Raw genomic sequence first — 25,233 nt, 5'->3', positions numbered from 1 at the left:
ATTATGATTTTTTATAACTAAGTGTTACTCCATCAGCAATAGGAAGTATTGACGTTTGAAAGTTCTTATTATGATTCAACTCCCATAAAAATTCTCTCATACGATTGTGTATTGTTCTTTGCCTTCTTGGAACACTAAATCTCGACTTTGCTACTGTACCATTTTGTAGAACATTATCACATATAAGTATACCACCATTTTTCAGTAATCTAAGACATTCTGGCAAAAAAGTTAAATACTGCCCTTTAGCAGCATCCATAAATATAATATCAAAAGTATTATCAATAGACGTTAGAATATCACCAGCATCCCCTTCTAATAATGTTATAACATCTTCTTTACCAGCTTTTCTTATATTTTCTTTTGCTTTCTCAATCATCTCTTCTGACCTCTCAATAGTGGTTATACAACCATTTGGATCAATAAAGTCACTCATGATGATTGAGGAATAAGCAACAGCAGTACCTATTTCCAGTACTTTACTAGGCTTATGTATTGCTAATATCCATTTTAATAAGTTCTTTACCTCTGATTTAATTATGGGAACATTATTATCAATGGCTTCGTTCCTTATTGTACGAATAATAGTATCATCCTCTGGTTCTATTGCCATTAGATAGTCTCTTATATATTGATAAGTTATTTCGCTCATTGTTAAACTCCTTATAGGACTAAATTTAAAAGGCTGTCTCAGAATACATTTACTTTATCTAGTAACTTTTATACGATAGACTCTGTTAATAATAAAATCCTTTATCGTTCTGTTTAAAAGGGTCTGTGCTATACCTTTCATAGCATAGCTTACCACCAAACAGAGTCTATCTTACTAGTATATTAACGTAAAATGTATTATGAGACAACCCTTTTTATTATATAGTAAAGTTCTTATTTATATTTATTGTGTAATTATACTTTTAATAAAATTCTTTTTGTAATTTACCTTTAACTTTATTATGAGCATTTAAAGTTTGATTAAATTCATGTTCTCCAGTCTCAGCATTTTTGAGAGAAAAATACAAATAATCACTCTCAGTTGGAAAAAGAGCTGCTTCTATTGAACGCTGACCTGGATTAGAAATAGGTCCAACAGGAAGACCCGTGTTCATATACGTATTGTATGGTGATTCTATTTCCAAATCTGAATATAACAATCTTTCCCTAGGTTTATCAAGAGCATACATAACTGTAGAACACATCTGTAGTTTCATAGGTTTTTTCAACCTATTATATATAATTCCAGAAACCACTTCTCTTTCTGAATCAACTCTTACTTCTCTTTCAATAATAGAAGCAATAGTTATTATATCATCTACGTCATAACCTAGTTCTTTTGCTTTTTCATAGTATTCATCTTTAAAAACTTTATCAAATTGTTTTAACATAATACTAACAATATCTTTAGCAGTTGCATCAGTATAGATCTCATAAGTAGATGGGAATAAATAACCTTGTAACTTCAAGTTTCTATCAGGTATTTCATTGATAAATCTATAATCATAAGATACATTATTCACAGCATCCAAAAATTCAGATTCTTTACATATATTTTCTTTAGACAGCTTTCTAGCTATTTGCGCAACTGTGTAACCTTCTGGTATAGTAAATTTTATTGTTTCTTTTTTTGCTCCTTGAGTGGTTAATATGTCAGCAATTTCTTCATCTGTCATTCCAGTATTCAATGTATAATCACCATACTGAAATTTATTCTCTTTACCTGAAAGCTTAGAGTAGAATATAAAATAATAAGTATTTTTAATTAATTCATTATCATGCAATATCTTTGCAATTTCTTTTGATGAAGTACCCTTTGGTACTTTTATGTCCACTGTTTTAACAACTATATCTTCAGCAGGAGTTTTAGCCATTAACTTATAAGAGTAATCATATACCCATCTTCCTGCAAAATATATAGTAAATACGGCCACAATCAATATTACAACTTTTGATAAAGCATGTAACCCTATAATTAAACCTTTTTTATTATTCATATTTTGTCACCTTTCTGGTTAACTCAATCCGTATCAAGTCTCAAGTATTATTATAGTTCATAAATGTATCATTAACGGATTTATTCAATGAATGAAATATTGAACTTAATTTCCTTAGCTATGAGATCATAAATCTCTTCAATCACCTTAGATAATTTGTTCTCAGCTTCTAGAAATTTCTTTACCTCTGGCAGTTCAATAATTTCATTATATTCTTTGTTAAGTTTCAACATATTTTCATAACATTCAAAAGAACCATCACCATATTCTATATGGATATTAAAAGACTTCTTCTTGTATTCATTAACATTTTGTTGTAACTGTGGATTAAATTCTATTACATTCTTGCAATTTTGATAATCAGTATATTCTTTCAAATGTTTTATTTTCTCAACATAAGTTTTTGTTTCTTTTATATAATCCACAAATTAGCATCCTCTCAATATCTAAATAAAAATATTTATTTTAATCTATCTTCATACAATCTAAACTTCCATTATAATAGGTAAAATCATAGGACTTCTTTTTGTTTGTGTCCATAGATAGTCTCTTAGAGCATCTCTAACAACACCTTTTATTTTAGACCAATCAGTTATTCTCTTCTTATTACATTGATCCAATGCTTCTTTAACAACTTTTCTAGCTTCTAGCATCAAATCTTCTGATTCTCTAACATACACAAATCCTCTTGATATTATATCAGGACCACACAATATTTGTCCAGTTTGTTTTTGCAAAGTAACAACAACTATTAATAATCCATCCTGTGAAAGTTTCTGTCTATCTCTTAAAACAATATTACCAACATCTCCAACTCCTAGACCATCAACTAGAATTTGTTCCGCAGGTACTTTACCAGTTACTTTACCGCCCTCTTTATTAATCTCTAAAACGTCTCCACTAGAAAGTATAAAAATATTATCTCTTTTCATACCAATACTTTCAGCTAATTCAGCGTGTTTAACTAGATGTCTATATTCGCCGTGTACAGGAACAAAATATCTTGGTTTAACTAAAGTATGAAGTAATTTTAGTTCTTCCTGTAAAGCATGTCCTGAAACATGAGTATCTTCGCAGACTACTTTAGCACCTTTTCTATATAATTCATTAATTACTTTAGAAACTGTTTTTTCATTTCCTGGAATTGGTTTAGAGCTAAATATTATTTTATCCCCTTCTTTTATCTCTATCTTTCTGTGTACAGATGAAGCCATTCTAGATAGGGCTGCCATTGCTTCGCCTTGGCTTCCAGTAGTAATAATAACTAACTGTCCATCTTTGTATTTATTAATGTCTTCTACACCAATCATCATTTTATCTGGTACTTTCAAATATCCTAATTCAATTGCTGTTTTAACTACATTTATCATGCTTCTTCCTTCAACAACAACTTTTCTATTGAATTTTTCTGCTGTCCAAATAATTTGTTGTACTCTATCAACATTAGAAGCAAAAGTAGCTACTATTATTCTCCTGTTTTCTGAATCTAAGAATATATCATCTAATGATTCTCCTACAGTCCTTTCAGACATAGTGTAGCCTTTTCTCTCAACATTAGTACTATCAGCCATAAATAAAAGTACACCTTTTCTACCTAATTCAGCGAATCTTTGTAGATTAATTGCTTCACCTCTAATTGGTGTATAGTCAATCTTAAAATCCCCTGAATGGATTACAACACCAACAGGTGTAGTTATAGCTAGTGCTACAGCATCTGCTATACTATGATTAGTTCTTATAAACTCAACTCTAAAAGAACCTAAAGTAATAAATTGACCAGGCATAATACATCTTCTTTTAACACTTTTCAACATATTATGTTCCTTTAATTTATTCTCAACTAACCCAATTGTCAATTTCGTACCATATATAGGCACATTAACATCACGAAGAACATATGGTAATGCTCCGATATGATCTTCATGCCCATGAGTTAGAACAATACCCTTTACCTTCTCTATGTTATCCTTTAGATATGTTACATCTGGGATTACTAAATCTATCCCTAGCATTTCGTCTTCTGGAAATGCTATACCGCAATCAACAACAATTATTTCATTGTTATATTCAAAAGCAGTAATATTCATACCTATTTGCTCAAGTCCGCCTAAAGGTATAATTTTAAGTTTTGCTTGTTTTTTTGTCAAACTGACACCTCCTAAATTAGTAAGATAATTTCTTTATTTACATCCAATCAGATTCTATTTCGAATGCTTAAAAGCAGAAGTTCCTATAGCATATAGCATAAGAAATTATCTTTTCGTGTTCAACTTAAAATGTTACAATTTTTGCATAGTCTAAAACTTCTTATTTTCTTACTAAATTTCGAATAATACGAAGATATCACTATGTACTACCTATTCAAATATTATATCCTTTAAATTAAACATTGCATTGAAAGATATATTTTTCACTTAAAAAATATATCTCACAATGTAAATCATCCCGTACATTGATAATTATTTACAGTTTCTACAAATACCATAAAATTTTACTTTGTGATTCGTAACTGTGAAATTATATTTTGATTCAAATCCAATTTCAATGGATTCCATTAAATCATCTTCCACTTCTATTACTTTACCACATCTTTCACAGATTAAATGATGGTGATGGTGATGGTGATTATCATCATTAAACTTACCAATTTCATACCTTATAAATCCATCGTCTAAGTTTAATTTATCTATTAATTTTAACTCATGCAAGAGTTGTATAGTCCTATATACAGTAGCTAGTCCGATTTCGGGGCACTTCTTCCTTACTATCTCGTAAATCTCCTCAGCAGTTAAATGATCGCCTTCATTATTTTGAAGTACATCTAACACAGTTCTTCTTTGGGTAGTAAGTTTAAATCCTTTTTCTTTCAACATTTTCTTAAAATCTTCACTGCTAACAGACACGTATATTCCCCCATACTCATTTTAATATACTTTTAATTTTATATAACATTTATTTAAGCATATATCTTCTCATAGTATAATTGTAGTTATTAATTAGTATACAATCAATATTAACATAAAATATAGATAATATAATTATAAATCTCTAACAACATTTTGTCAAATTTGGTGCTATATCTCTATATCAATATCTTCAACTAAATCCATTAGTTTTTCACTAATTGGTAACAGTTCATCGTCATCATCCACTATCTCATATATAACATCTTCGCCATCAATGCTAATTGCTTTTAACACATAAGCTGTCATATCATCCAATTCCAATTCATCTTTTTCTACAGCTAATAAATATGTCTCTTCATCATATTCTAAAGAACTTAAAATTGCAAACTCTACATCTTCACCAGTCTCTTCAAACGTAAATACAATAGTTTCCACAAAAAATCCACCTTTCAAATTATTAACAATTTATTTTTAGTTTATAACAATATATATCAAAATATTTTTATTCTTTATTTATTAATCACATTAATATATTCTATTAATTTCGTTGTAAATTGTCAAGATATCCTTGTAAAATAAAAACAGCTGCCATTTTATCTATAACTTTACTCTGTTTTTTTCTGCTTAAATCAGCTTCTAAGAGAGATCTTTTAGCTCCTATAGTACTTAATCTTTCATCCCATGTTTCTACAGGTATTGAAAATTCTTTCATTAATCTATTTTTAAAATATAAGGTCCTATCTACTCTTTCTCCAGATGTATTATTCATGTTTTTAGGAAGTCCTAATACTATCTTTTCTATATTATACTCATTTATAATGTCAACTAATCTTGCAATTGTTGATTTTAGATTATTTTCATCTTTTCTATTTATAGTTTCTATCCCTTGAGCAGTCCAACCAAAAGGATCACTTACTGCCACACCTAATGTTTTGCTACCATAATCCAAGCCTAAAATACGCATTTAATCACATCCAACTTTTCTTCTATTAAATTATACTAAAACGAAAATTCCAACCAACAAGAAAGTTTACTTGATACACATAAGAAACTACTTACTTATACACTTACTAACTTTCCAATAGGATAATAAAAGTGTGCATTTGCACACTTTTCATCAAGAATAGTATACTCAACTATTTATTTTAACTTTTATATTATACGACTACTTGCAATTATTGTCTATATAATTTTTTACCAATTCTTCTAATAGTTCATCTCTTTCAACTTTACTTATTAAACTTCTAGCATTTTTATGGCTAGTGATATAAGTAGGATCACCAGATAAAATGTAACCTACAATTTGAGAAATAGGGTTATATCCTTTCTCTGTAAGGGCTTCGTATACACTTACTATAATTTCTTTTGCGTCTTCTGGTTCTTTTTCAAATTTTTTAAAAAATTGAGTATTATTAATGCTTTTCACCCATATCACATCCTCACTTAAATTCTCTCGAATCTAGCCTTTTTTTATCCTATTATTTAAAAAAGCAATTATTTAACTCTACCCTTTATAAATAGTATTAGTTAATTATATATTAAATACTATTAATAATGACTTGCTTTTATGCAACTTAATTTAAAATATCGTACTTTCATATTCCTTATACTATATATTAATATATATGTAAGTAAAATACAATTAAAATTTGCTTTGTAATATTATTTTAATGTAGCGTTATTATATACTTCCAACTAGGTTTTCATCTTCAATTTTTATAATCTTAGTTGATAATTGTTTATTTTGTATATTATTATCACTGAATACTTTTACTTTTATATAATTATCTGTAAATCCATGGTAACATTTTTTACCATCCATTATATATTCTTCTTCATACAATACTTCAACCTCTTTATTAATAAAGCCCTTAAAAAATTTTTCTCTTATTTTACTTTGAACATTAGTTAATATATGACTTCTTTCAGTTTTTATCCTAGGATCTATTTGGTCGTTTCTCTCTGCAGCTTTGGTACCTTTTCTCATAGAGTATTTAAAAACATGTATTCCACTAAAACTTATTTTCCTGACAAAATCTAGAGTATTGTTAAATTCTTCATCCGTTTCTCCTGGAAAACCAACTATTATATCAGTTGTTATTGATGGATTATCATAGGTATTCCTTATTATTTCCACATTTTTATTAAAGTCCTCTGTAGTATACTTTCTATTCATTCTTTTTAAGGTTGCATCACAACCGCTTTGAAGTGACAAATGAAAATGCGGACATATTTTATTCAATTTTGAAATCTCTGAAATAAAATCATCTGTAATTAATGTAGGTTCTAACGACCCAAGTCTAATCCTCAATATTCCATCTATATCATTCAATATTACTAAAAGATCTACTAATGAAGTGTTATCTAAGTCTTTTCCATATGATGCTAGGTGTATACCTGTTAAAACAATTTCATGATATCCTTTACTCGCTAAAGTATTAACCTCTTTTATAATACTAGGTATTTCTCTACTTCTTATTCTTCCTCGTGTGTATGGAATAATACAATAAGAACAGAATTGATTACAACCATCTTGTATCTTAATATAAGCTCTTGTTTTATCATTTACTTTAGTGATTAGGATATCCTCGTATTCAGTTGTTTTTCCTATGTCTTCAACTACATTGATTTTATTTCCTTTATGCATATATTCTTCTACTAGAGAAACTATTTTATTTTTATTGTTACTACCGATTACTAAGTCTATATTATTATCTTTTATTAACTTGTCTTTTGCTATCTGAGCATAGCATCCTACTGCTATAATAATTGCCCCTTCATTATTATGTTTTGCTTTTGATAACATTTGCCTAGATTTTTTATCGGCAACATTAGTAACGGTACATGTATTAACAACATATATATCAGCAATATCTCTAAAATTCACTATCTCATATCCCGCTTTTTCAAACAATTCTTCCATAGCTTCAGTCTCGTACTGATTAACTTTGCAGCCGAGTGTATGTGTAGATACGAGTTTTTTACGCTTATATCTTTTATAAAACTCTTCGTTACTTAATGATAAGTCAACTTTTTCTATGTTAATATCTTTCATAAGATTATTTCCTCCTGTTTTTGCCTAGATATAATCTATCACACAGTAGACAAGTAATCAACTTAAAATTTTTTTCTTCCTTATTAATGTACATATTGAAAATGTATTAAAAAACAATAAAAATAAAGCAGATAGTCTATTTGACTACCTGCCTATCAACACAATATTGCAATATGTTTTTTATGAAAATGCGAATCTGTTTTAAATATTTTCTAGGTATATTCTCCATTCTTTTTACATCACACCCAGTAAGATATGTAATTTCCATATTTAACAAATGTTTATATATAGCTTCCAAATTATAATCCTTAAAATGATCTGGGTGTTCTTTGATATCCTCTAGAATTTTTTTTGCTTCTATTTTTGAAGCAAGTAATTCAGTCATTATAATTCCTCCTGTCTCTTCCATGTATTACCAAGTGCATCTAGTAATATTATACACCCGAACATATGTTCTGTCTAGAAGGAAGTACTTTAACCATACTCATTCCTCCCAATTTAGTTTATATCAATACAAACACCCTCTAAATTAGGATTAATCTTAAATTGTTTTACTCAACCATAGATATTAGGTCATTGTATGCCCTTTACAAGTCACTCTCCTAATATAAGGTTTATTTAGTCCAGACTAGTAGCAAATAAACCAATAATCTTATGGAACTCAAATTATTGTTAATAACAGCTGTTATATATATTATACACCTTGGAATACTCCAATGATTACTGAATATAAAAGAAATATAGATAATGCTTTTGACCTCTTTCATGTTTATGAAAGTTTAAAGAACATTCTGCCTTTTATTCATCCATTAAGTCCTTAACTTTAACCCCTAAAACTTTTGCAATGTCTTCTAATGTTGAAACTCTAGGGGATTTTTTATAAGATTCTATTTCAGACAAATATCCATTAGAAATACCTATTTTTTTCGCAAGTTCTATTTGACTTAACCCTTGTTTTACCCTAAACTCTCTTATTAGTAATCGCATTAGGTCACCTCTAGTAGTCTACATGATGTCTATATAATATATTTCGTATGTTAGTATAGTAAAGTATAGTGGTAACATATGGTAATAAGCTTAACTAAAAGAGTCTACATCAATTATACTAGACTCTTTTAGTATTAACCTATTATTGCTGTGGTTTGTCTAGTGCTGTAGATTTAGCATAATAAAATGTAATTACCATCAAAACTATTTCAAAGACTTTATCTGTTGCAATTTTACCCATAATAGATAGAATAATAAATAATGTAGTAACAAGTAATGCTATAATCTTTCTGACCTCTAATAAAGCTGTTATTTTTTCTTTCATAAACTATTTACCTACCTTTCTTAATAAATTAACTACTACAGTTGCTAATTCTGCCCTAGTAACTAGTTGATCTGGCTTGAATATTCCATCTGGATAACCATTCATTAAACCATTCTCAATTGCTTCTATAATGTTATTCTTAGCCCAATGTTTATGTATATCTGTAGGAATATTAATGTTAAAAACATCAAAAAAAGCTTTACCGTATGTATCCTTGTAAAGCTTCACTAACCCTTCATCTATTTTGCTTCTATCAATAATCAAATTAGCTATAAATCGTCCACTGCCTTTAAAATGTCCATTTTTAGTAACTCCAAGAATTTCTAGCATTCTAAGAAATTCACTTTCTAATATTGTTGGACACCCAGCACTACAAGCAATATTTTTGTAATCATCATAAGGTCTAGAATGTACATTAATGCCAGATGATCTAGGATTCCCTTTGATTCTAACTACTGGAACTCCTTCGTTTCCTAGCCCAACCTCCATAGCAGGATATTTACCATGATGTAATGTACTATATACTTTATAAATACCAGCTTTTAATGTAGGTGTTGGAGTTCCAGTATTATATTTACCAATTCCCATTGGTATATCTGGTAAAGTACTGGCACAAGTAGTATAAAATAATTCTCCATCTTTTGTTATTACAGCAAATATAGCTCCCATTCTGCCTTTAGGGTGTAGTGTAATGTTCTTTGTCGCTTTACCTTTGTAAGTCCCTAAGCCTTCAAGCATCAATATAACATTTTTATTTCTAAGACTTGGATTCTTGATAATATAATTATTGTAGATTTTTAATATTTTTTCTTTCACTCAATCAACCCTTTCTATTTTATAACCCCTGCTACTATAGCTGTAGCAAGTGCTGTTGTTACTGCTGTTATTATTGTAGCAACAATTAAATCCCATCGTTTTATTGGTTTATCTTTTAACTCTTTTACATCATTCTTAACTTCTTTAATTTGTTCATCCTGTCCTGTTGTCTGCTTAGCTATTACAGCAATATTTTTATTCATATCATGTAAAATTTTTTGGTTTTCTTCTAATGTTTCTATTCTGTGCTGATTAGATTTACTTCGCTGTTCGTTTTCTTTTATGGCGGTTGCATGTTCAATACAATAATCACTCATTTAATTCCACCTTTCATATTAATAGGTATAATAAAAAGTCGGTATTAACCGACTTCAATAAATTTAGTTATTACGTATAAGTATCCTATTGCGCATTAAAAACTTACTAATAAATCTATATTTTCTATTACTTTTCCCGTTAATTTATCATTGACTAAGTTTTCTATGTGCTTGTCAATAATACTTTGAATAGTTTCGGTTGCCATTTCCACATTTCCTATTTGAAATGGGTCATACTTTTGCAGATACACAAGCAAACCATCTATATAAATTAAGTATACTTGTGCATTTTCTGATAATCCTTCTAATATTGTTTGTGAATCTATGCCATTAATAGTTGCCGATTTATTATAAACTTCTCCTCTAAAAATACTTCTTAATTCTGTTTTTAATTCTTCTTGATTAACGTTATTAAAATGACCTATTAATTCTGTTTTTTGTTCTGCTGTATGCTGTTTATAATAATCGGTTTCTTTGAATTGTAATTTAGTTATACTCATAAAAATCCCTCCTATAATTGTATATATCCAGTTACAGTATCATTTGATATGGTTTCAATAAATCCATTTGAAGCAACCTTGGTTTTTGTATTTGCCGGTATAAATTGATTATTAACAGTAGATACTTTATTTAATAATAATGTATTACCTGTGTTTATATATCCTATAAAGTTTGGAGATGGGTTATAGTCCTCGTTTGTATTTAATATAGAATTATATTGATATGTACAACCACCAAAAACATATATTTTATTATTTACTACACTTGATGTTAAATGTGACCTACCTGTAGGCATATTTACCTTTGTACTCCACGTATTAGTCGTTGGATTATATTCTTCATTGTTATCTAAGCCACCACGTCCACCAATAACATATATTTTATTATTCACTACACTTGATGTTAAGTTTGACCTAGCTCTAGGCATGTTTGCTTTTACACTGCGTGTATTTGTAGAGGGATTATATTCTTCATTTATTTGGAAACACGAAACACCACTAAATTCAGGTTCACCACCAAAAACATATATTTTATTATTTACTACGCTTGATGTTGAATTTAGTCTTCTTGACATAGCAGTTTTGTCGCTCCACGTATTAGTAGCTGGGGTATATTCTTTATTGGTAGAAAGGGCACTTGAACTACCATAACCACCAATAACATATATTTTATTATTTACTACACCTGATGTTGAATCACGTATAATTTCAGGTATATTTGCTTTACTGTTCCATGTATTAGTCGAAGGGTTGTACTCTTCATTTGCATAGTAAGCAGCAGTACTAGAACCATTACCACCAATAACATATATTTTATTATTTACTACACTTGATGTTAAACCTTGTCTAGCCGTAGGCATATTTGCTTTTACATTCCATGTATTAGTCGTTGGATTATATTCTTCATTTTTATCTAAGCCACCATTACCACCAATAACATATATTTTATTATTTACTACACTTGATGTTAAATCTGCCCTATTGGTGGGTATATTTGTTTTTGTACTCCAATATTCAATAAGTGTACGGGGTGTAACATTATTAAACTCTATCTTGCCCCCACCTCTAGGGGCTAATTGAAAAAAATCACTGCCACTATTATAGATAGCCTTATAGTACTTATTGGCTTCTATATCACCACTAGATAGTTGTTCCCCATCTTCATTTCTAAGCGATTTTACACCCAATCCATCAACATTAATAGTTGTATTCCATGTGTTATTAGCTGTAGCCTTAAACTCTACATACTGACCATCTGTAAGCATAAATCCTTGTTTAGTTACTGTTATTGCATTAGCTGAACCACCTACAGTTTTATACGCAATATCATTTACTTCGTTCGCAATATCAGCCATAGACGCACTAACTTCCTTAATACTGTTCTCCTGCTCCTTATACTTATTATCAATCTTATCCCAATTTTCGTTTAGTGATGTATCTATATTGAAAGTGCTTTTTCCATCTGTTTCAACATCGTACTTAAATAATGTCAAATTAGTTGTTTGTGTACTGATAATATCACCCTCTTTCTATATTAAATGCAAATTCTTCTATACTCTTACTTTGCCACTCTTCAACTGTCCATGTTTTTATATCCTCTATGAGCCAATATTTAAAAACATAGATCAAACCTAAATGTGCTGGTTTAATTTCATCTAATATGTCCAACAATCCTTCTAAATCATCTGGGATACCATGTGTACTATTAAAATCTAATTTAATCTTACCATTGGTAAAACTTATTGTTACTTGTCCGTTTTTCCAACTACTACATACTTTTTGTATCATATTAAGATTGACTTTACCATTTGCTTTCCATCTTGCTTCAATCTGGCTTCGTTTATCTTCTATATTATCCTTTGGATTAGTGTTAAATTCTAACTGTTTCTCAATAATATTTATTCCAAATAAAGACATAGAATCGAACCAGTATTCTTTTTCCAAGCTTTTAAGTTCTGCTTCTATGTTATCCAGATTTAACCCTACAGAAGTTAGCACCTCATTTACATATGGGTCATTTTTATAAAGTTTTGTTAGATTATTAATTAGTTCCTGCTTTATCATAGCATTATCACCTCTGTTAATACTGCAACTTCATTTAATAACAAAGAAATATTAGCAGTTTCTTCATTTATATATAATTCTGTCCAATCAATTATACCCTCTGTATTTAATATAATACTTCCTGTTTTTGCATAGCTTATATAATCTGCTTGATTATTATTAGTAAAAGCAATAGTCTTTAGATACTCTTTTACGCTATTACTAATGTTAGTTTTTATTTCATCATCTGAATAACCACTTTGTTTAGTTACTTTTATCTTTATTACAATATTTTTTTGAATTGCACTTTCTACGGTACAATGAGCTCCTATTGGTGCAACTCCTACTCCCTTTCCTTGGGGTAAATGTGTGATTTCATCTAGGGGGTCTATATATTCTTGTACCTTATTAACTAACTCTAAACTAGCTGGTAGCATATTAGAATTAATTATCACGACTTTAACAGTGTTATCACCATCCCATAATGGGAATACTCTAGCATTTCCAACTCCATCAACTTCTTTAGCCCATTGTAAATAGTGGAACTTATTACCCGATGTAGCTGGTTCTCTTAATGCACTATAATATCTAGCTCTTAGATGCTGGTCTGTTTCTTCTTCAAAACCATCATAACTAGCTTGTTCGTTAGTAACATTTGTAACACCAGCTATTGTTATAGGCATTTTAGTTATACTATTTGCTCCAACCATCCCTATAATGCCATCCTCTGTACATTCAACAATTATTTTACCGTTATTAGTTATTGTCTTAGTCTCAATACTTACAAATTGTATATTGTTTGGAGTAGAAAACAAATCACCTTTATTAATCCTTACTGCTCCATTAGTAATTAATGTTACTATTGATTTTGCTCTAGTAGAAAGATTACGTTCTATTCCTTTTCTTTGGAAAACATATTTAGTCAATTCATTTCCTTTCAAATTATCTACATCAATCTTACCTATCATATTATCAATTTTTTCATGTACTTTAGTTAATTCTATAGCAAAACTTCTTGTTAGATCAGCAAGTAAATATCCTGTAGATTTTTCGTAATCATCACTAATATTATTTAAAATCTCCTTACATATATCATCAGTTGTTTTCATCTTATACACCTATACAATCACCTCACTTTGTAAATTATTAGTATCTACTAGAGTAACATTAAACTTACATATCAGTTTGTTTTTACTCACCTGTATGTCAATACTATTTAAACTATCAATATACCTATGCTTAAGTATAGATTCTTTTATCTCTCTTTTTAATTCAGCTATAACAAAAGCATTAGGTTTTTGACCTATCAAATCTTTTATATTACAAAAAAAGTCTGTATCTTGGTATACTTTATATTCATTCTTATAGCTTTGTAATATTAATTCAATCCATTGATTTATAGCTTCACTTACTGTACATTCAACTAATTTACCATTTTCTAAAATATACTTATTTTCATTGTAATTAAATAAGAAACACCTACCTAACACTTTCATGTCAGTAGATGTCTCTATATTTACTGGGTTAATATTTATTTTTGGAAATATAGCCATATTTACACCACCTTATCAACTGCAAAATACTTTTGACCTTCTGTTTCTATAACCATTACTTTATCATTTATGATAATCTTATTAAGTTCTAAATAGGTCTGTATAGTTTTGGTTATATAAATATTACTGGGATAAAGTATAACATTTCCACTGTATATAGATAGTTCTAAAGGTGATATTTGGGTCACCCTTGCAATAATAGGTAAACTGTTATGACTCTTACCTTTCATTTCTTTACCCCATTCATTAGCCCAACTTTCCATCATAACACCTCCAAAGTTAGTCCAGCTTTCCATATACCATTGGTTAAGCTATTACTAACACTTTTGATAAGATAATTACCATGTATTTTAGTGATGGGTTCATCAATAATAATTCTTCTTCCACTTTTTAAGTCTATGTGCCCCAAGGTTTCTATTGATATATCGGATTGTATTTTATTTTGTAGTTTTAGTTGTTGTTTAGCTATGTTATATGATTTCACTCGTTCTTTATCGTCTACAGTAATCATATCTTGCAATAATCCATATTTAGCTATACTATTTGTATCTGATTCACTAGCCAATATATAAGTACTATTTTCATCTTGACTTGCTACAACAATTTTATTCTTCATATCCTCAATAGATTTAGCATTACTTGGATTACTGATCAGATTATTAATATCTACAATAGTACCATCACTTAATATCCAGCTAGGATTAATTAATTTATTAGCTTGTTCAGTTATATAAAGAGTATCTAATATCATTTCAACATAATATTTCATCCCTAATTCTTGTGTAGCTTTACCTAATATATCTGCTATCACATCTATTATTGTTTCATCTTTATATATCTTTGTAATTATTGTTGGTATGTAAGTTATATTATGCTTGATATCGTATTTATCTAATATTTTTTCAATACAACTACTAGCTGTATTATTATAGAATTGAATCAGTATATCATTATTTAGATACCATCCAAAGTCAATACAACTGTAGTTTATTGAATTTATACCATTGGTTTCAGTAACTATAATATATCTTGATATCTCTTTTCCATTGTAGTATCTACTAACAATATCTCCTACAGCAAGTATATTTATCTCTTTAAAATACTTTGTATCATTATAAACATAATCAAAAGTAAATGTTTCTGCTACTGTATCAATATCATCACTCCATGTTATGTTGTTCATATAATTAGTTATATCATACGGAGTTGATTCACTATATTTAGTTAAATAGAATTTATGCATTTAATTACCCCCTAAATGTTTTGAACTCCTTAATATCAAGCGTATATTGTATGTCACCAATTTTATCTGCATAATAAACAAAGTTTTCTATTGTTATTACTTTATTAAGATAATCTACATTTTCATTGTTTATGAAAGAGCACCTTAATAATTCTTTTTTGTTTCTTATACCATTAAAGAAGTTAACATATTCCCAGCCATTTATTTTATTTTTAGCAAAATAATACTCTTTTGTTGGGAAAAATGACTGTATAGATGTACTAAAAGGTGCTCTATTACCTAGTAATGTTATTGTACCAGTAGTTGTCACAAATTCTTCATTAGTCATTGTTCCATTTATTTCGGGCATATTAGGGGGTATTACTGGTAACTGCATAACCTTACTTCTATCTAATGTGCTAAAGTATATATCCATTCTATCCCACCTCTAAACTGTTATCGCTTTAGCTGTTTTAATCTTGTTCCATATGATGCAACCTACTTCATTAGCAAAACTTTCATTTCCTACCATATTACCTTGGACTATTACAGTTATATTTAGACCATCACTCTCTTTTCTGCCCTCTTCTCTAGCCATTTTTACAGATTCATCATGTGGATATATTTTTGTACCATTGGGGTACTGTTTTATTTCTCCACCACGTTCATCCGTTCTAGCTAATCCACCTTTAAAATAGTGAGTACCTAATGCAAATTCTGGAATCGGCTTGATGTTAAAACCAAACTCTTTACCACCTATACCTGGTATCCAATCTGGTGTTTTGAAATGTATTTTGTTGAGTCCTTTTGTCAGTCCATTAATACCTCTTATTACAAAGTTAATAGCAGATTTTAGTCCGTCTTTTATACCACCAAACACGTTACCGAAAAACTCTCCTACTGGTGCGAATGCATTTTTAATCCCTTCCCATAATTCAGATGCTTTGGCTTTTACTGTGTCCCAATTTTTAGCTAATAATATTCCTGCTCCCACAAGCAAACCAATTCCAGTTATTATTATTCCTATAGGATTTGCATTCATAGCTACATTAAGCGCCCATTGTGCTATAGCTGCCCCTTTTGTTACTAACGTAAATGCAAACATTACTCCTTTGTATGTTAACCATGCTCCTGCTATTCCAAGAACTAATGGTTTAATAGTCTCCCAATTCTTGGATATAAAATTAAAAGTATCTGTAGCAATGTCTAATACTTTTTTAATCGTATCCTTAACAAGGTTTAGAGCGTCTTTTAATGCTGGTAATACATTATCTTTTATCCTTTCTATTACTGGTTGTAAATCCTTTAATATTTTACCAGCTAATTCTAGAATTGAATCCCTTAATTTTAATATTTTGTTTTTAATATCTAATACAATAGGCTTTACTATATCAAACACTTTGATTGTAATATCTTTTAGTCTGAGTATTGTTTTTTTGATTTTTTGTATAGCGTTTTTAATTATATCTTTGATTCTATTAACTATTGGTGATATAACCTTTACTATGGCTTTAATTTTTCCTTTAACTTTGGGAAGGGTTGTCATAAACCATCCAGCAAATCTAGCTTGCAATGGAAGAATTCTTTTTCCTAGTTCTTCTTTCATATCGCCTAATGTGTTTGTTGTTTGCTGTATTTTCCCTTGGTCTGTACTAGCTAGCTCTTTGTTCATATCACCGACATTGTCTGTAATTACTTGTGCTAATACTTTAGCTTTCTCTTGTTCTGTTCCATATTTCAATACTTTTTCTTGTGCCTTGTTGAAACTAATACCAACTCTAGATAATGCTCCCACTTGACCGTTTAGAACTTTTCCCATTAAATTACCTACATTAACTGCATCTCCTTGTGTTGCATTATATCCTTTTTGTTGTGCTAGTAGATTATTCATGGCTGGTAATAATGTCTTAACGGTACCAGTCTGTTTAACAAACGTTCCCAACTGTTGTAATCCAGCAATTTGAACCTCGTCTCCAATAACTCCTAGTTGTTGCTGTGAGGAAGTTAATTTGTATATGGATTTGATTTGCTTGTCTGTTGCCCCTGTTCTTTGCTTCAAGACTGTTTTTAGTTTAGTCTCTGCTTCTATTTGTGCTCTTGCCAAATTTGCACTTTCTTTTCCTAGTTCTATCCCTTTTCTAATTCCTATATAAGCAGCTCCTAGACCTATAGCAGATTTTGCTATAGATTTGAAGTTATTTTTAGTGACCTTACCAAATTTCTTAACACTGTTACTAGTGTGTTTTAACTGATTGTTGAATTTTCTTGTATTATTACTAGTTTTCTTTATAGCTGGACTAAATTTATCTTTCAAATTAAGTACTGTACCTATGGTTTTGCTTGCCAATTCCTCACCCCCCTAATAAGGAGATGTGCTATTTCTCCTCTCCAAATATGGCTCTTAATTTTTCTGTATCATATTTGACTTGTTTTTCTTGTTCATACAGCATAGACTCAATTAGAAATAATTTCTCTGTATTTTTTAAATTAAGTAGATAATCCAGCGTGTGACCTCTAGATAGGTAATAGGAAACATATTCTAATTCTCCCCTATATTTTCCATTACCTCTGATTAGTTTTTTATCGTATCATCTATTTTTTCTTCTTCATCTAAACCGTAAAATGCTAATATTGAATTTAATATTTTATTCATCTCACCCAAATTATCGTTCAATATTGCCAATGGTAAAGAAAATGGGTCTTTTACTTCGTATACGTTCATTAATTCTTTACTATTTTGATTTATTATAGGACAACATTTGTAAACTAATTCACTATTAAGTCTAGTAGTCTCTATAGTATCAATATCATCCTGTTGAATCTTTTCTAGTAATTCAAGTATCTCTTTCAATGGTATTTTACGTATCTCTATGTCACCACTTAATTCAGAACAGTAATGCTTTTTTACCTGTAATTTGTCCAATTTACCTTGCTGTTTTCTTGCTATAATATCATTCAATGTTATTTTTTTATTCTTCGCCATATCATTATCCTCCTTATATAGTTGTTAAAACTTCATAATCTAATATAGTAAATGGTAACTCTTCCTCTATTTCATCTTTGCCCTCAAATTTACCTAATGTTAATTCAGTGAAAATGACATCTAAGCTATAACGTTCACTTTTCCCTGTATTCTTATCTTCTAATTTAGTTATGATATTGAATGTTGGTATATTACCTGTTTTTGCACCATCAGCTAATAATTTAACAAATTTAGAATTAACTTTTTGTAATGTTAAGCTTCCTTCACCAGCCCAACCAGTATACACTTTATCTGTATTATATGTACCAGCCAAAGAAACATCATTAAAATTCATAGATATTTTACTTTCAATACTTTTTAGATTAGCTAATAAGTCACCTTCCAACCAAACATGACCGTTTGCACCAACTAAATATCTATTTTTGTTTTTACTCATTTTTTCCACTTCCTCTCATTAATATTAATTATTCATTGTTATATTTAGTTGAATGTCTTTAACTGCAAATAATATCTTAACATTAGCATTTAGGAACATTTTATTTTTATATACGTTATTAATAACCTTTGTATCATCCCACTCTCTAGCATCTGGATTAATCATAATCCATTCATCCCTTTGAGAATTTACATCTATACTAGACTTATTATTGAAATTAGGGTCTAATATTTCATCAACTGATAACTCTTTAAAATAGTTATTAGTTGCAGAAATAACAATCATTTGTGTATCTAAACTGTTTTTTCTACCTATGTACATTTTAAATGTCTTAGTAAGGTCATCGTTGATTAAGTCTTGAACTTCTACAATTTCAATATATCTTTCATCATCTACTTTGTCCTTAAATTCTGTTAGAGAATTAATTCCTAATCCAATTTTTACAATGTTTTCATCCATAATTATAGGCATTTTCCCAGCTTCAATATCTTCTTGACTACTTGCTGTATTAATAACACTTTTTAAGTTATTTAATGGTAAATAGGTTGTGCCTTTTTCTACGTTTGCACCAGCTAATAATGATAATATAGTAGGAATAATATCTTTAGCTGTTTTAGAGTTTCTATCATCTTTAAAAACGGCTATCATATCTTTATTTATTTCTACAATTCCTTTATCTTTTGGTGCATTAGTAGGGTCTGTAATTACTGCCTTAAATGTATAGTGTTCTTCTCTTTCACCTTTAATCCATTCTGTTAACACATCTGTTTCAGCTTTTAATATTTCATGTCCACCTATCCAACCTGTTTTAAGACCTTTTAGTGTATCTAAATTATCACTTGTTAATGTAGCATCATCATCTATCCTCAATACATATACATTAGCAGGTGCTCCGATAAATGAGTCTTTAATATATACCCTATTTTCTTCTGTGTATTTTTCTTTTTCTGCATCAAATTCTTTAAGGTCTTTATATTGTTTAAGTGAAAATGTCTTATCTGTACCATCTTTGATAATTAGAATAACATTCCCTCGTTGGGAACGCTGTATAAATGTATTCGCTAATTGTCTAAAGCTAACGAATATATTTGGTAATGTTGTCATTTTATCCTTCCTTTCTATTTATTAATTTCTAGTTTTTCTAATGGATCATGTTTTGATGTATCCTCAATTAGTTCAATAGTGTGTAATTCAAAAGTTGCTATTAAATAACCCTGCTCCTTTTCAATACGAAAATTAACATTATTAACTGGAATAAAAAATCTATCATTTACTTTGATATCTTTTAACAAAATATCTTCTAGTAATATCTCCATCGCCATAATATCAATTCGACTACTATCTCTAGTTTCAGCGAAAAAAAAGAGTTCTACATCTAAAACTCTATCTTTACTATTTGAATTAGCCTGTTTAATTGTATTACTTGCATAATTGAGATAAAAACAAGCTCTTATTATTTTTTCTGTAATATCAGTACTTGAAAATTCAACATCGTTATATTTGGTATTACTTAATCCATTTATAACTGTTGTTTTTATTGCTTTGTATATATCATTAATGCTAATCACATAATCACCTATAACCCTTTCCTTATTAATTCGTCTACAAATTTACTACAATCATCCCAATAATTATCCTCAAATGACTTTTGAGCATCTTCAATAAAATTCCATCCTAAAACCCACCTTTCCGAACCATCCCTAGCTACATGATTCCATCCATCGTTAAGTAAATGAGCATGATGTGAATTATTATAAGCTCTAATAGCCAAATCTCTGCCTTTATATTTATAAACCTTACCTTTCTTGAAACCTTTTTTTAGATTTCCCGTAACAATTCCTAAACCTTTTGATTTAAACCTTTTTTTATTCTCTTTATTGAGTTTAGAACCCTCTTGGTTTAGAAATTTCTTGGATTCTCTAGGCATTACTGAATTAGCTAAATCAAGCATTTTTCTATCAAATTTATCCAGCTCCCCAAAGTCAAAACCATCTTTAGCCATGAATAACACCTCTATTCTTGTATTAATGTTGTAAAAACTTCTATATACTCATGATTAGTAAAGTCTGGATTCCAATAATCAACTTTATACTTAAGGTTATCAAAGAGAAAATACCAATCTTTCTGTATATCCTTAACAGTTAAGTACCTAAATATAAATTTAAATTTATGTTCATTATATTCTGTAGCTATATCTCTAGTTTTTACAGTTTTATTTCCAAGTGGTATTATTTTACTGAATGCAAATTTTATCAAACCTTCTTTTCTGGTGTTATCATCTAATTGGTCTTTTACATCAACCATACCATATATAAATACTTTATTATTTAATTTATATTTACTATTCATTAGCCACCTCATAATTACCATATTGCATCTGTAGAAGTATACTAGATATAATTGTCCTTATTCTTTCATTGTCTTTTGTCACAAAAGATTTATTGTCATAACAATCTTTTGCAATTACAAGAGCACATAACCTTGCTTTTCTTTTAAATCTATCATTAGCAATTTTTAAACTATAATCGTCTATTGCATCAATTAAATAGTCCTCTGCTGATTGAATTAATTCATCAATATACTTGTCATGTTCGTTATAATCAACAATTAAATATTGCTTGGTTTCCTCTAAGGTTAGTAACATAATTAATCACCACTCTTTTTAGGTGTTTTCTTTGGTGTTTTCTTTTTATTAGTTTTTTTTGTGGCAGTTTCATTATTACTACTTTCTTCATTAAATTTAACTTCTTGTATATATCCAAATTTAATGAGTTTATCAGCTATTTCTTTATTTATATTAGTTATATCTCCAACTTGCAAATCATAATTAACACCTTTACATCTTACTAATACCTTTACTTTCATTTAATTACCGCCTTCCTTAGTTTGAATAAATAAAGAAGGGATAGCTCCCTTCTAATTAACCAATTGTAATTTCTCCAAATACAACTGCATCTTCATCTACTTTCTTAACATCTTCTCTCGTAATAGCTCTAATTTCTGTTCTGTTTTTACCAAAAGCAGTACCACCAATAGCAGTAGCTAACAAAGATAATTGTTCCCTATCAAAGAGTGTGATAGCTTCTTTAAGCGACCCTATGATAATAGGTGCTTTCTTAGTTCCAGAATCATCTCTAGTTTTTATAGTTTTATTAGAATATACTTTAATAGGTATTTTACCAGCTAATAACTTTCGTGTTGGCTCTGTAGGATCTTTTTGCAATAAGTAATTTCCATCAGAATCTTTCATCTTATCAAGTTTATTAAAAGAGTCTTGATTCGTTACAGCTACAGACATATCACTAATAGATGGATCAAGTTGAACATTAATAATATCCTTTATATCATCTATAGCTGTAATAGCTGTTTTTGGCAATAAATTCAATATATCTACAATAAGCTTATTTCTCGTAGCTACTTGTTTTTTTGCAAGCCATTTATTTAGATGTGCTTTGATGTTTGCTTTATTATCTTTAAGTAAGTTGTTAGGCACTGGTAAAATACCGCCTCTATCTTTTATATCATAAGATATGTTAACAAATTGAGGTGAATCTGTTTCTCCAATGTCGTCTGTTTCTGTAAACTCTGCAAAAGGAGTATACTCTGCATCTTTTTCTATGTTCCTGCTCCCTGTTTTTGTATTAACAGGTTCTACATTGACTAATTCTTCAAGTGATTTCATTTGTCTTTTTAACTCTTTGATTTCTGTTCGTTGGTCTACTGGAATTAAATACCCTCCATCTTCTCCATTGTCTGAACTTAAAGCGTTATTAACTTCTACTAATAACTGTCTATCCTCTACATTAATAGGTTTTCCTGCTAACATATTATAAAATGCATTTTCATACTTTTTACTGTTGTCTATTTCAATAGTATTGTCTACCGGAACAACTTTACCCTTATCAATCTTATTTTCTATTTCTGCTTGTTCGTCAGCTTCTTCCATTTCCACTACTATTAGCTGGGCTTTTAAATCCTCAATTTCATCAATCTTAGCATTAATCTCACTTGCTTTTGTCAATGCTTTAGCTTCATTTTTTAGAGTTTCAATCTTTGCTTTTATTTCTGCTGATTTCTTCATATCTTTTACCTTCCTTTTCTTTTTTTGTATAAAAAAAGACTAAACTAACGCTAGTCTCAATTTGGCTTGTGCCACTTCTAAATCGTTATTAACTTCTTCTGTATCATCAAGATTGTTTGTATTATCCTCAATGATATTCTTAACATTTAGCTTATCCTTAAGCTCATTTCTTATTTTATCTATTACTGCTTGTGGTAATAGTCCATTGTTGTCTAATTCTATGTTAGCAATAACTTTCATTTCATTTTCAAACATGATAGAGTCAACAAATTTCATTTCCTTTGCTTGTTGTGCATTTAACCAAGTTTCTTGATTCATTAGTTCAAGTAATTTTTCTTGACTCATGCCTGTTTTTATCATATATGCATTAGCAATTCCACAGTCTATAGTATTCAACATATTTCCAACATGATTCATTTGGTTCTTATCACCATCAGTAGTAGTTCTACCATTATGTATCATTATTTGAGCTGTCGGGCTTATTAGTAGGATATTAACACCCATTGCTATAAAAGAACAAGCACTTCCAGCTATCCCAACAATTTTACCTGTAGTATTACCTGAATAGTCTTTTATGCTAGTGTATATTTCGCTACCAGCCCAAACGCTACCACCACCACTGTTCATTATAATTTCAATATCTTCCCCATTGGCTTTTGCTAGTGCTTTATTCACTTTATTAGGACTTGTAGCTGGTATTTCAAACCAATCATAAATCCACTGTTGGCTATCAGGTATAATAGCTCCTTTTATCTCTAACTTATGCATTACCCCCCTCACCTCCTTTCATGTATTGGCTTCCTGCTAATTCTATTGGTATAAGATTACCGTTACCTATTAATTTATCCCCTCCCTCTTTTTTTGCTCTGTTTTCTAATTCTCTACACTCATTAGGGGTTAATATAGCATTATTAACAGCTTTTGCATAGGTATCTATCCTCTCTTTAAATGCTCCACGTAAGATAAAGTCAACATTAAAGTTAAAGTAATGGTCTGTCTTTTCTTTTGATGTAAAAAGCTTAATAGCTAATTCCTGCTCGTAATGTGTAAGCATCGGTAACAGCGTATCTTTATAAAACATTTCCATTTGTACCCCTGCATTTGCAAAATTACCTTTTTCAAAATCATTTATTGATTGTGGGTTAATCCCAAATGCAGAACTTATTTGTAATGCATTATACTTATTCAATTCTAAAAACTGGCTGTCTGTTAATTTACTGGATAAATTTTGAACAGATAAACCCATTGGCATTGTAATAAATTTACCATCATTTTCAGCACTATAGCTTTGCATCTGGCTTACAAGTTCTTTTCTTGCATCATCGTCTAAGCCACCTGTATAATGAATAATAATTTTATCGGTTATCATGCCATTCTTAGTTAACTTCGCAATGAAATTATTACCATATATCCCTCTATCTATATAATTGCCTAAAATCTCTTGTACAGATAATCCTACAATACCCTCACCATCTTTTGTTATCCAGTTTTTGAAATGCAATACATCATCTTTAGATATAATATGACGTTTATTTGTAACATTGTCTGTATACCCATACCATATAGAGTTATCATTATTTAATATTCCAGCATTATCTATATATATTCGAACTCTATCGCTAGGCAAAATCCTAAGTGACTTTATCCTCCCACTATATTGTTGTATATATACATACGCATTACCATAATGATTCCTATTGTATTCTATAGTATTCCAAAATGTACTTGCACTCATATAAGGATTAGGCTGTACTCTTAATAAATAGTTAAGATAGTGTTTTACTTTTTCATTACCATTATTAGTTTCTTTATATATTTTTACTGGAAGTTTGCTCATTGCTTCACTTAAGATTTTAAGGCAACGAAAATAAGTTATTTCTCCAACTCTATCTCCTGCTACCGAATCATCAAGTCCTAAGAACTTCAAAACATTTTTATCATTTAAGTCATACTCTGTTCTCTGATTTTTCACTTCCCATATCTTATTAAATAGCCCCACTATATCACCACCTTTCCATGCA

The 25,233-nt window shown here is 29.5% G+C and carries 34 protein-coding genes; all 34 read right to left on the bottom strand.

Annotation, left to right across the window (positions count from 1 at the left end; genetic code table 11):
- Position 1: 1 nt before the first annotated feature.
- The 34 genes from ACX6CF_RS06030 to ACX6CF_RS05865 all read right to left on the bottom strand — a co-directional run bounded on the left by ACX6CF_RS06030 (position 2) and on the right by ACX6CF_RS05865 (position 25,211).
- Positions 2-652, bottom strand: a complete 651-nt coding sequence (locus ACX6CF_RS06030) for an O-methyltransferase (RefSeq protein WP_458784406.1) — start codon at positions 650-652, stop codon at positions 2-4.
- Between the two features lie 262 nt (positions 653-914).
- A complete protein-coding gene (gene mltG, locus ACX6CF_RS06025; protein ID WP_458784405.1) occupies positions 915-1,988 on the bottom strand; it encodes an endolytic transglycosylase MltG in 1,074 nt (357 codons plus the stop codon).
- An 80-nt stretch (positions 1,989-2,068) separates the two neighbouring features.
- Entirely contained in the window at positions 2,069-2,413 is a 345-nt protein-coding gene (locus ACX6CF_RS06020; RefSeq protein WP_458784404.1) for a YlbF family regulator, read from the bottom strand.
- A 60-nt stretch (positions 2,414-2,473) separates the two neighbouring features.
- Positions 2,474-4,135: a ribonuclease J gene (locus ACX6CF_RS06015; protein WP_458784403.1), complete on the bottom strand. Its 1,662-nt coding sequence runs from the start codon at positions 4,133-4,135 to the stop codon at positions 2,474-2,476.
- A 312-nt stretch (positions 4,136-4,447) separates the two neighbouring features.
- Positions 4,448-4,891, bottom strand: coding sequence for a Fur family transcriptional regulator (locus tag ACX6CF_RS06010; RefSeq protein WP_458784402.1), 444 nt, complete (start codon positions 4,889-4,891; stop codon positions 4,448-4,450).
- 171 nt (positions 4,892-5,062) lie between these two features.
- The gene (locus ACX6CF_RS06005) at positions 5,063-5,329 is read right to left on the bottom strand and encodes a DUF1292 domain-containing protein (protein WP_458784401.1); all 267 of its coding nucleotides are present in this window, start codon (positions 5,327-5,329) and stop codon (positions 5,063-5,065) included.
- 103 nt (positions 5,330-5,432) lie between these two features.
- On the bottom strand, positions 5,433-5,858 hold the full coding sequence (ruvX, locus tag ACX6CF_RS06000; RefSeq protein WP_458784400.1) for a Holliday junction resolvase RuvX: 426 nt from the start codon (positions 5,856-5,858) through the stop codon (positions 5,433-5,435).
- 201 nt (positions 5,859-6,059) lie between these two features.
- Positions 6,060-6,320 carry an IreB family regulatory phosphoprotein gene (locus tag ACX6CF_RS05995; RefSeq protein ID WP_458784399.1) on the bottom strand — a complete coding sequence of 87 codons (261 nt, stop codon included), beginning with the start codon at positions 6,318-6,320 and terminating at the stop codon, positions 6,060-6,062.
- A 255-nt stretch (positions 6,321-6,575) separates the two neighbouring features.
- Positions 6,576-7,949, bottom strand: a complete 1,374-nt coding sequence (gene mtaB / locus ACX6CF_RS05990) for a tRNA (N(6)-L-threonylcarbamoyladenosine(37)-C(2))-methylthiotransferase MtaB (RefSeq protein WP_458784398.1) — start codon at positions 7,947-7,949, stop codon at positions 6,576-6,578.
- A gap of 136 nt (positions 7,950-8,085) precedes the next feature.
- Positions 8,086-8,334: a hypothetical protein gene (locus ACX6CF_RS05985; RefSeq protein ID WP_458784397.1), complete on the bottom strand. Its 249-nt coding sequence runs from the start codon at positions 8,332-8,334 to the stop codon at positions 8,086-8,088.
- 413 nt (positions 8,335-8,747) lie between these two features.
- Positions 8,748-8,936, bottom strand: coding sequence for a helix-turn-helix domain-containing protein (locus ACX6CF_RS05980; protein ID WP_458784396.1), 189 nt, complete (start codon positions 8,934-8,936; stop codon positions 8,748-8,750).
- Between the two features lie 142 nt (positions 8,937-9,078).
- Complete coding sequence (locus tag ACX6CF_RS05975) at positions 9,079-9,261, bottom strand: hypothetical protein (protein WP_458784395.1); 183 nt, start codon at positions 9,259-9,261, stop codon at positions 9,079-9,081.
- A 3-nt stretch (positions 9,262-9,264) separates the two neighbouring features.
- Positions 9,265-10,077, bottom strand: a complete 813-nt coding sequence (locus ACX6CF_RS05970; RefSeq protein WP_458784394.1) for an S-layer homology domain-containing protein — start codon at positions 10,075-10,077, stop codon at positions 9,265-9,267.
- A 14-nt stretch (positions 10,078-10,091) separates the two neighbouring features.
- Positions 10,092-10,394, bottom strand: coding sequence for a hypothetical protein (locus tag ACX6CF_RS05965; protein WP_458784393.1), 303 nt, complete (start codon positions 10,392-10,394; stop codon positions 10,092-10,094).
- 95 nt (positions 10,395-10,489) lie between these two features.
- Positions 10,490-10,894, bottom strand: a complete 405-nt coding sequence (locus ACX6CF_RS05960) for a hypothetical protein (RefSeq protein ID WP_458784392.1) — start codon at positions 10,892-10,894, stop codon at positions 10,490-10,492.
- Positions 10,895-10,905: 11 nt separating this feature from the next.
- Positions 10,906-12,387 (bottom strand): Kelch repeat-containing protein, encoded by a 1,482-nt coding sequence (locus ACX6CF_RS05955; RefSeq protein WP_458784391.1) that lies wholly within the window; start codon positions 12,385-12,387, stop codon positions 10,906-10,908.
- A 25-nt stretch (positions 12,388-12,412) separates the two neighbouring features.
- Positions 12,413-12,958 (bottom strand): putative phage tail protein, encoded by a 546-nt coding sequence (locus ACX6CF_RS05950; RefSeq protein WP_458784390.1) that lies wholly within the window; start codon positions 12,956-12,958, stop codon positions 12,413-12,415.
- Entirely contained in the window at positions 12,955-14,046 is a 1,092-nt protein-coding gene (locus ACX6CF_RS05945; protein ID WP_458784427.1) for a baseplate J/gp47 family protein, read from the bottom strand. The genes ACX6CF_RS05950 and ACX6CF_RS05945 overlap by 4 nt, the downstream gene beginning before the upstream one ends.
- 9 nt (positions 14,047-14,055) lie before the next feature.
- Positions 14,056-14,490, bottom strand: a complete 435-nt coding sequence (locus ACX6CF_RS05940) for a DUF2634 domain-containing protein (RefSeq protein ID WP_458784389.1) — start codon at positions 14,488-14,490, stop codon at positions 14,056-14,058.
- 2 nt (positions 14,491-14,492) lie between these two features.
- Positions 14,493-14,753 carry a hypothetical protein gene (locus ACX6CF_RS05935; RefSeq protein WP_458784388.1) on the bottom strand — a complete coding sequence of 87 codons (261 nt, stop codon included), beginning with the start codon at positions 14,751-14,753 and terminating at the stop codon, positions 14,493-14,495.
- Complete coding sequence (locus tag ACX6CF_RS05930) at positions 14,753-15,733, bottom strand: XkdQ/YqbQ family protein (RefSeq protein WP_458784387.1); 981 nt, start codon at positions 15,731-15,733, stop codon at positions 14,753-14,755. The genes ACX6CF_RS05935 and ACX6CF_RS05930 overlap by 1 nt, the downstream gene beginning before the upstream one ends.
- Before the next feature lie 4 nt (positions 15,734-15,737).
- Complete coding sequence (locus ACX6CF_RS05925; protein WP_458784386.1) at positions 15,738-16,148, bottom strand: hypothetical protein; 411 nt, start codon at positions 16,146-16,148, stop codon at positions 15,738-15,740.
- 12 nt (positions 16,149-16,160) lie between these two features.
- On the bottom strand, positions 16,161-18,059 hold the full coding sequence (locus tag ACX6CF_RS05920) for a phage tail tape measure protein (protein ID WP_458784385.1): 1,899 nt from the start codon (positions 18,057-18,059) through the stop codon (positions 16,161-16,163).
- A gap of 225 nt (positions 18,060-18,284) precedes the next feature.
- Positions 18,285-18,695, bottom strand: coding sequence for a phage tail assembly chaperone (locus ACX6CF_RS05915; RefSeq protein WP_458784384.1), 411 nt, complete (start codon positions 18,693-18,695; stop codon positions 18,285-18,287).
- Between the two features lie 13 nt (positions 18,696-18,708).
- Positions 18,709-19,131: a phage tail tube protein gene (locus ACX6CF_RS05910; RefSeq protein ID WP_458784383.1), complete on the bottom strand. Its 423-nt coding sequence runs from the start codon at positions 19,129-19,131 to the stop codon at positions 18,709-18,711.
- 24 nt (positions 19,132-19,155) lie between these two features.
- Positions 19,156-20,235 (bottom strand): phage tail sheath C-terminal domain-containing protein, encoded by a 1,080-nt coding sequence (locus ACX6CF_RS05905; protein WP_458784382.1) that lies wholly within the window; start codon positions 20,233-20,235, stop codon positions 19,156-19,158.
- 14 nt (positions 20,236-20,249) lie between these two features.
- Positions 20,250-20,699, bottom strand: a complete 450-nt coding sequence (locus tag ACX6CF_RS05900) for a phage tail terminator family protein (protein ID WP_458784381.1) — start codon at positions 20,697-20,699, stop codon at positions 20,250-20,252.
- An 8-nt stretch (positions 20,700-20,707) separates the two neighbouring features.
- A complete protein-coding gene (locus tag ACX6CF_RS05895; protein WP_458784380.1) occupies positions 20,708-21,133 on the bottom strand; it encodes an HK97 gp10 family phage protein in 426 nt (141 codons plus the stop codon).
- 11 nt (positions 21,134-21,144) lie between these two features.
- Entirely contained in the window at positions 21,145-21,480 is a 336-nt protein-coding gene (locus ACX6CF_RS05890; protein WP_458784379.1) for a head-tail adaptor protein, read from the bottom strand.
- Positions 21,473-21,775 carry a head-tail connector protein gene (locus ACX6CF_RS05885; RefSeq protein WP_458784378.1) on the bottom strand — a complete coding sequence of 101 codons (303 nt, stop codon included), beginning with the start codon at positions 21,773-21,775 and terminating at the stop codon, positions 21,473-21,475. The genes ACX6CF_RS05890 and ACX6CF_RS05885 overlap by 8 nt, the downstream gene beginning before the upstream one ends.
- A 2-nt stretch (positions 21,776-21,777) precedes the next feature.
- On the bottom strand, positions 21,778-21,996 hold the full coding sequence (locus tag ACX6CF_RS05880; protein ID WP_458784377.1) for a hypothetical protein: 219 nt from the start codon (positions 21,994-21,996) through the stop codon (positions 21,778-21,780).
- A gap of 55 nt (positions 21,997-22,051) precedes the next feature.
- Positions 22,052-23,242, bottom strand: coding sequence for a phage major capsid protein (locus ACX6CF_RS05875; RefSeq protein WP_458784426.1), 1,191 nt, complete (start codon positions 23,240-23,242; stop codon positions 22,052-22,054).
- Positions 23,243-23,251: 9 nt separating this feature from the next.
- Positions 23,252-23,980 (bottom strand): head maturation protease, ClpP-related, encoded by a 729-nt coding sequence (locus ACX6CF_RS05870; RefSeq protein ID WP_458784376.1) that lies wholly within the window; start codon positions 23,978-23,980, stop codon positions 23,252-23,254.
- Positions 23,973-25,211: a phage portal protein gene (locus ACX6CF_RS05865; protein ID WP_458784375.1), complete on the bottom strand. Its 1,239-nt coding sequence runs from the start codon at positions 25,209-25,211 to the stop codon at positions 23,973-23,975. The genes ACX6CF_RS05870 and ACX6CF_RS05865 overlap by 8 nt, the downstream gene beginning before the upstream one ends.
- Positions 25,212-25,233: the final 22 nt, after the last annotated feature.

The organism is Vallitalea sediminicola (assembly GCF_054408565.1).
Note: the sequence above shows the minus strand (reverse complement) of the source record. Positions and strands in the feature narration are given on the sequence as shown.

What these genes read in the sequence shown, in the direction of transcription:
- ACX6CF_RS05910 (WP_458784383.1), bottom strand. Translation starts at nt 19,131, where the DNA reads ATGAGTAAAAACAAAAATAGATATTTAGTTGGTGCAAACGGTCATGTT.
- ACX6CF_RS05890 (WP_458784379.1), bottom strand. Translation starts at nt 21,480, where the DNA reads ATGAATAGTAAATATAAATTAAATAATAAAGTATTTATATATGGTATG.
- ACX6CF_RS05905 (WP_458784382.1), bottom strand. Translation starts at nt 20,235, where the DNA reads ATGACAACATTACCAAATATATTCGTTAGCTTTAGACAATTAGCGAAT.
- ACX6CF_RS05975 (WP_458784395.1), bottom strand. Translation starts at nt 9,261, where the DNA reads ATGAAAGAAAAAATAACAGCTTTATTAGAGGTCAGAAAGATTATAGCA.
- ACX6CF_RS05960 (WP_458784392.1), bottom strand. Translation starts at nt 10,894, where the DNA reads ATGAGTATAACTAAATTACAATTCAAAGAAACCGATTATTATAAACAG.
- ACX6CF_RS05930 (WP_458784387.1), bottom strand. Translation starts at nt 15,733, where the DNA reads ATGCATAAATTCTATTTAACTAAATATAGTGAATCAACTCCGTATGAT.
- ACX6CF_RS05895 (WP_458784380.1), bottom strand. Translation starts at nt 21,133, where the DNA reads ATGGCTAAAGATGGTTTTGACTTTGGGGAGCTGGATAAATTTGATAGA.
- ACX6CF_RS05940 (WP_458784389.1), bottom strand. Translation starts at nt 14,490, where the DNA reads ATGGCTATATTTCCAAAAATAAATATTAACCCAGTAAATATAGAGACA.
- ACX6CF_RS05925 (WP_458784386.1), bottom strand. Translation starts at nt 16,148, where the DNA reads ATGGATATATACTTTAGCACATTAGATAGAAGTAAGGTTATGCAGTTA.
- ACX6CF_RS06030 (WP_458784406.1), bottom strand. Translation starts at nt 652, where the DNA reads ATGAGCGAAATAACTTATCAATATATAAGAGACTATCTAATGGCAATA.
- mltG (WP_458784405.1), bottom strand. Translation starts at nt 1,988, where the DNA reads ATGAATAATAAAAAAGGTTTAATTATAGGGTTACATGCTTTATCAAAA.
- mtaB (WP_458784398.1), bottom strand. Translation starts at nt 7,949, where the DNA reads ATGAAAGATATTAACATAGAAAAAGTTGACTTATCATTAAGTAACGAA.
- ACX6CF_RS05870 (WP_458784376.1), bottom strand. Translation starts at nt 23,980, where the DNA reads ATGCATAAGTTAGAGATAAAAGGAGCTATTATACCTGATAGCCAACAG.
- ACX6CF_RS05950 (WP_458784390.1), bottom strand. Translation starts at nt 12,958, where the DNA reads ATGATAAAGCAGGAACTAATTAATAATCTAACAAAACTTTATAAAAAT.
- ruvX (WP_458784400.1), bottom strand. Translation starts at nt 5,858, where the DNA reads ATGCGTATTTTAGGCTTGGATTATGGTAGCAAAACATTAGGTGTGGCA.
- ACX6CF_RS05965 (WP_458784393.1), bottom strand. Translation starts at nt 10,394, where the DNA reads ATGAGTGATTATTGTATTGAACATGCAACCGCCATAAAAGAAAACGAA.
- ACX6CF_RS05880 (WP_458784377.1), bottom strand. Translation starts at nt 21,996, where the DNA reads ATGAAAGTAAAGGTATTAGTAAGATGTAAAGGTGTTAATTATGATTTG.
- ACX6CF_RS05945 (WP_458784427.1), bottom strand. Translation starts at nt 14,046, where the DNA reads ATGAAAACAACTGATGATATATGTAAGGAGATTTTAAATAATATTAGT.
- ACX6CF_RS05885 (WP_458784378.1), bottom strand. Translation starts at nt 21,775, where the DNA reads ATGTTACTAACCTTAGAGGAAACCAAGCAATATTTAATTGTTGATTAT.
- ACX6CF_RS05985 (WP_458784397.1), bottom strand. Translation starts at nt 8,334, where the DNA reads ATGACTGAATTACTTGCTTCAAAAATAGAAGCAAAAAAAATTCTAGAG.
- ACX6CF_RS05935 (WP_458784388.1), bottom strand. Translation starts at nt 14,753, where the DNA reads ATGGAAAGTTGGGCTAATGAATGGGGTAAAGAAATGAAAGGTAAGAGT.
- ACX6CF_RS05915 (WP_458784384.1), bottom strand. Translation starts at nt 18,695, where the DNA reads ATGGCGAAGAATAAAAAAATAACATTGAATGATATTATAGCAAGAAAA.
- ACX6CF_RS05980 (WP_458784396.1), bottom strand. Translation starts at nt 8,936, where the DNA reads ATGCGATTACTAATAAGAGAGTTTAGGGTAAAACAAGGGTTAAGTCAA.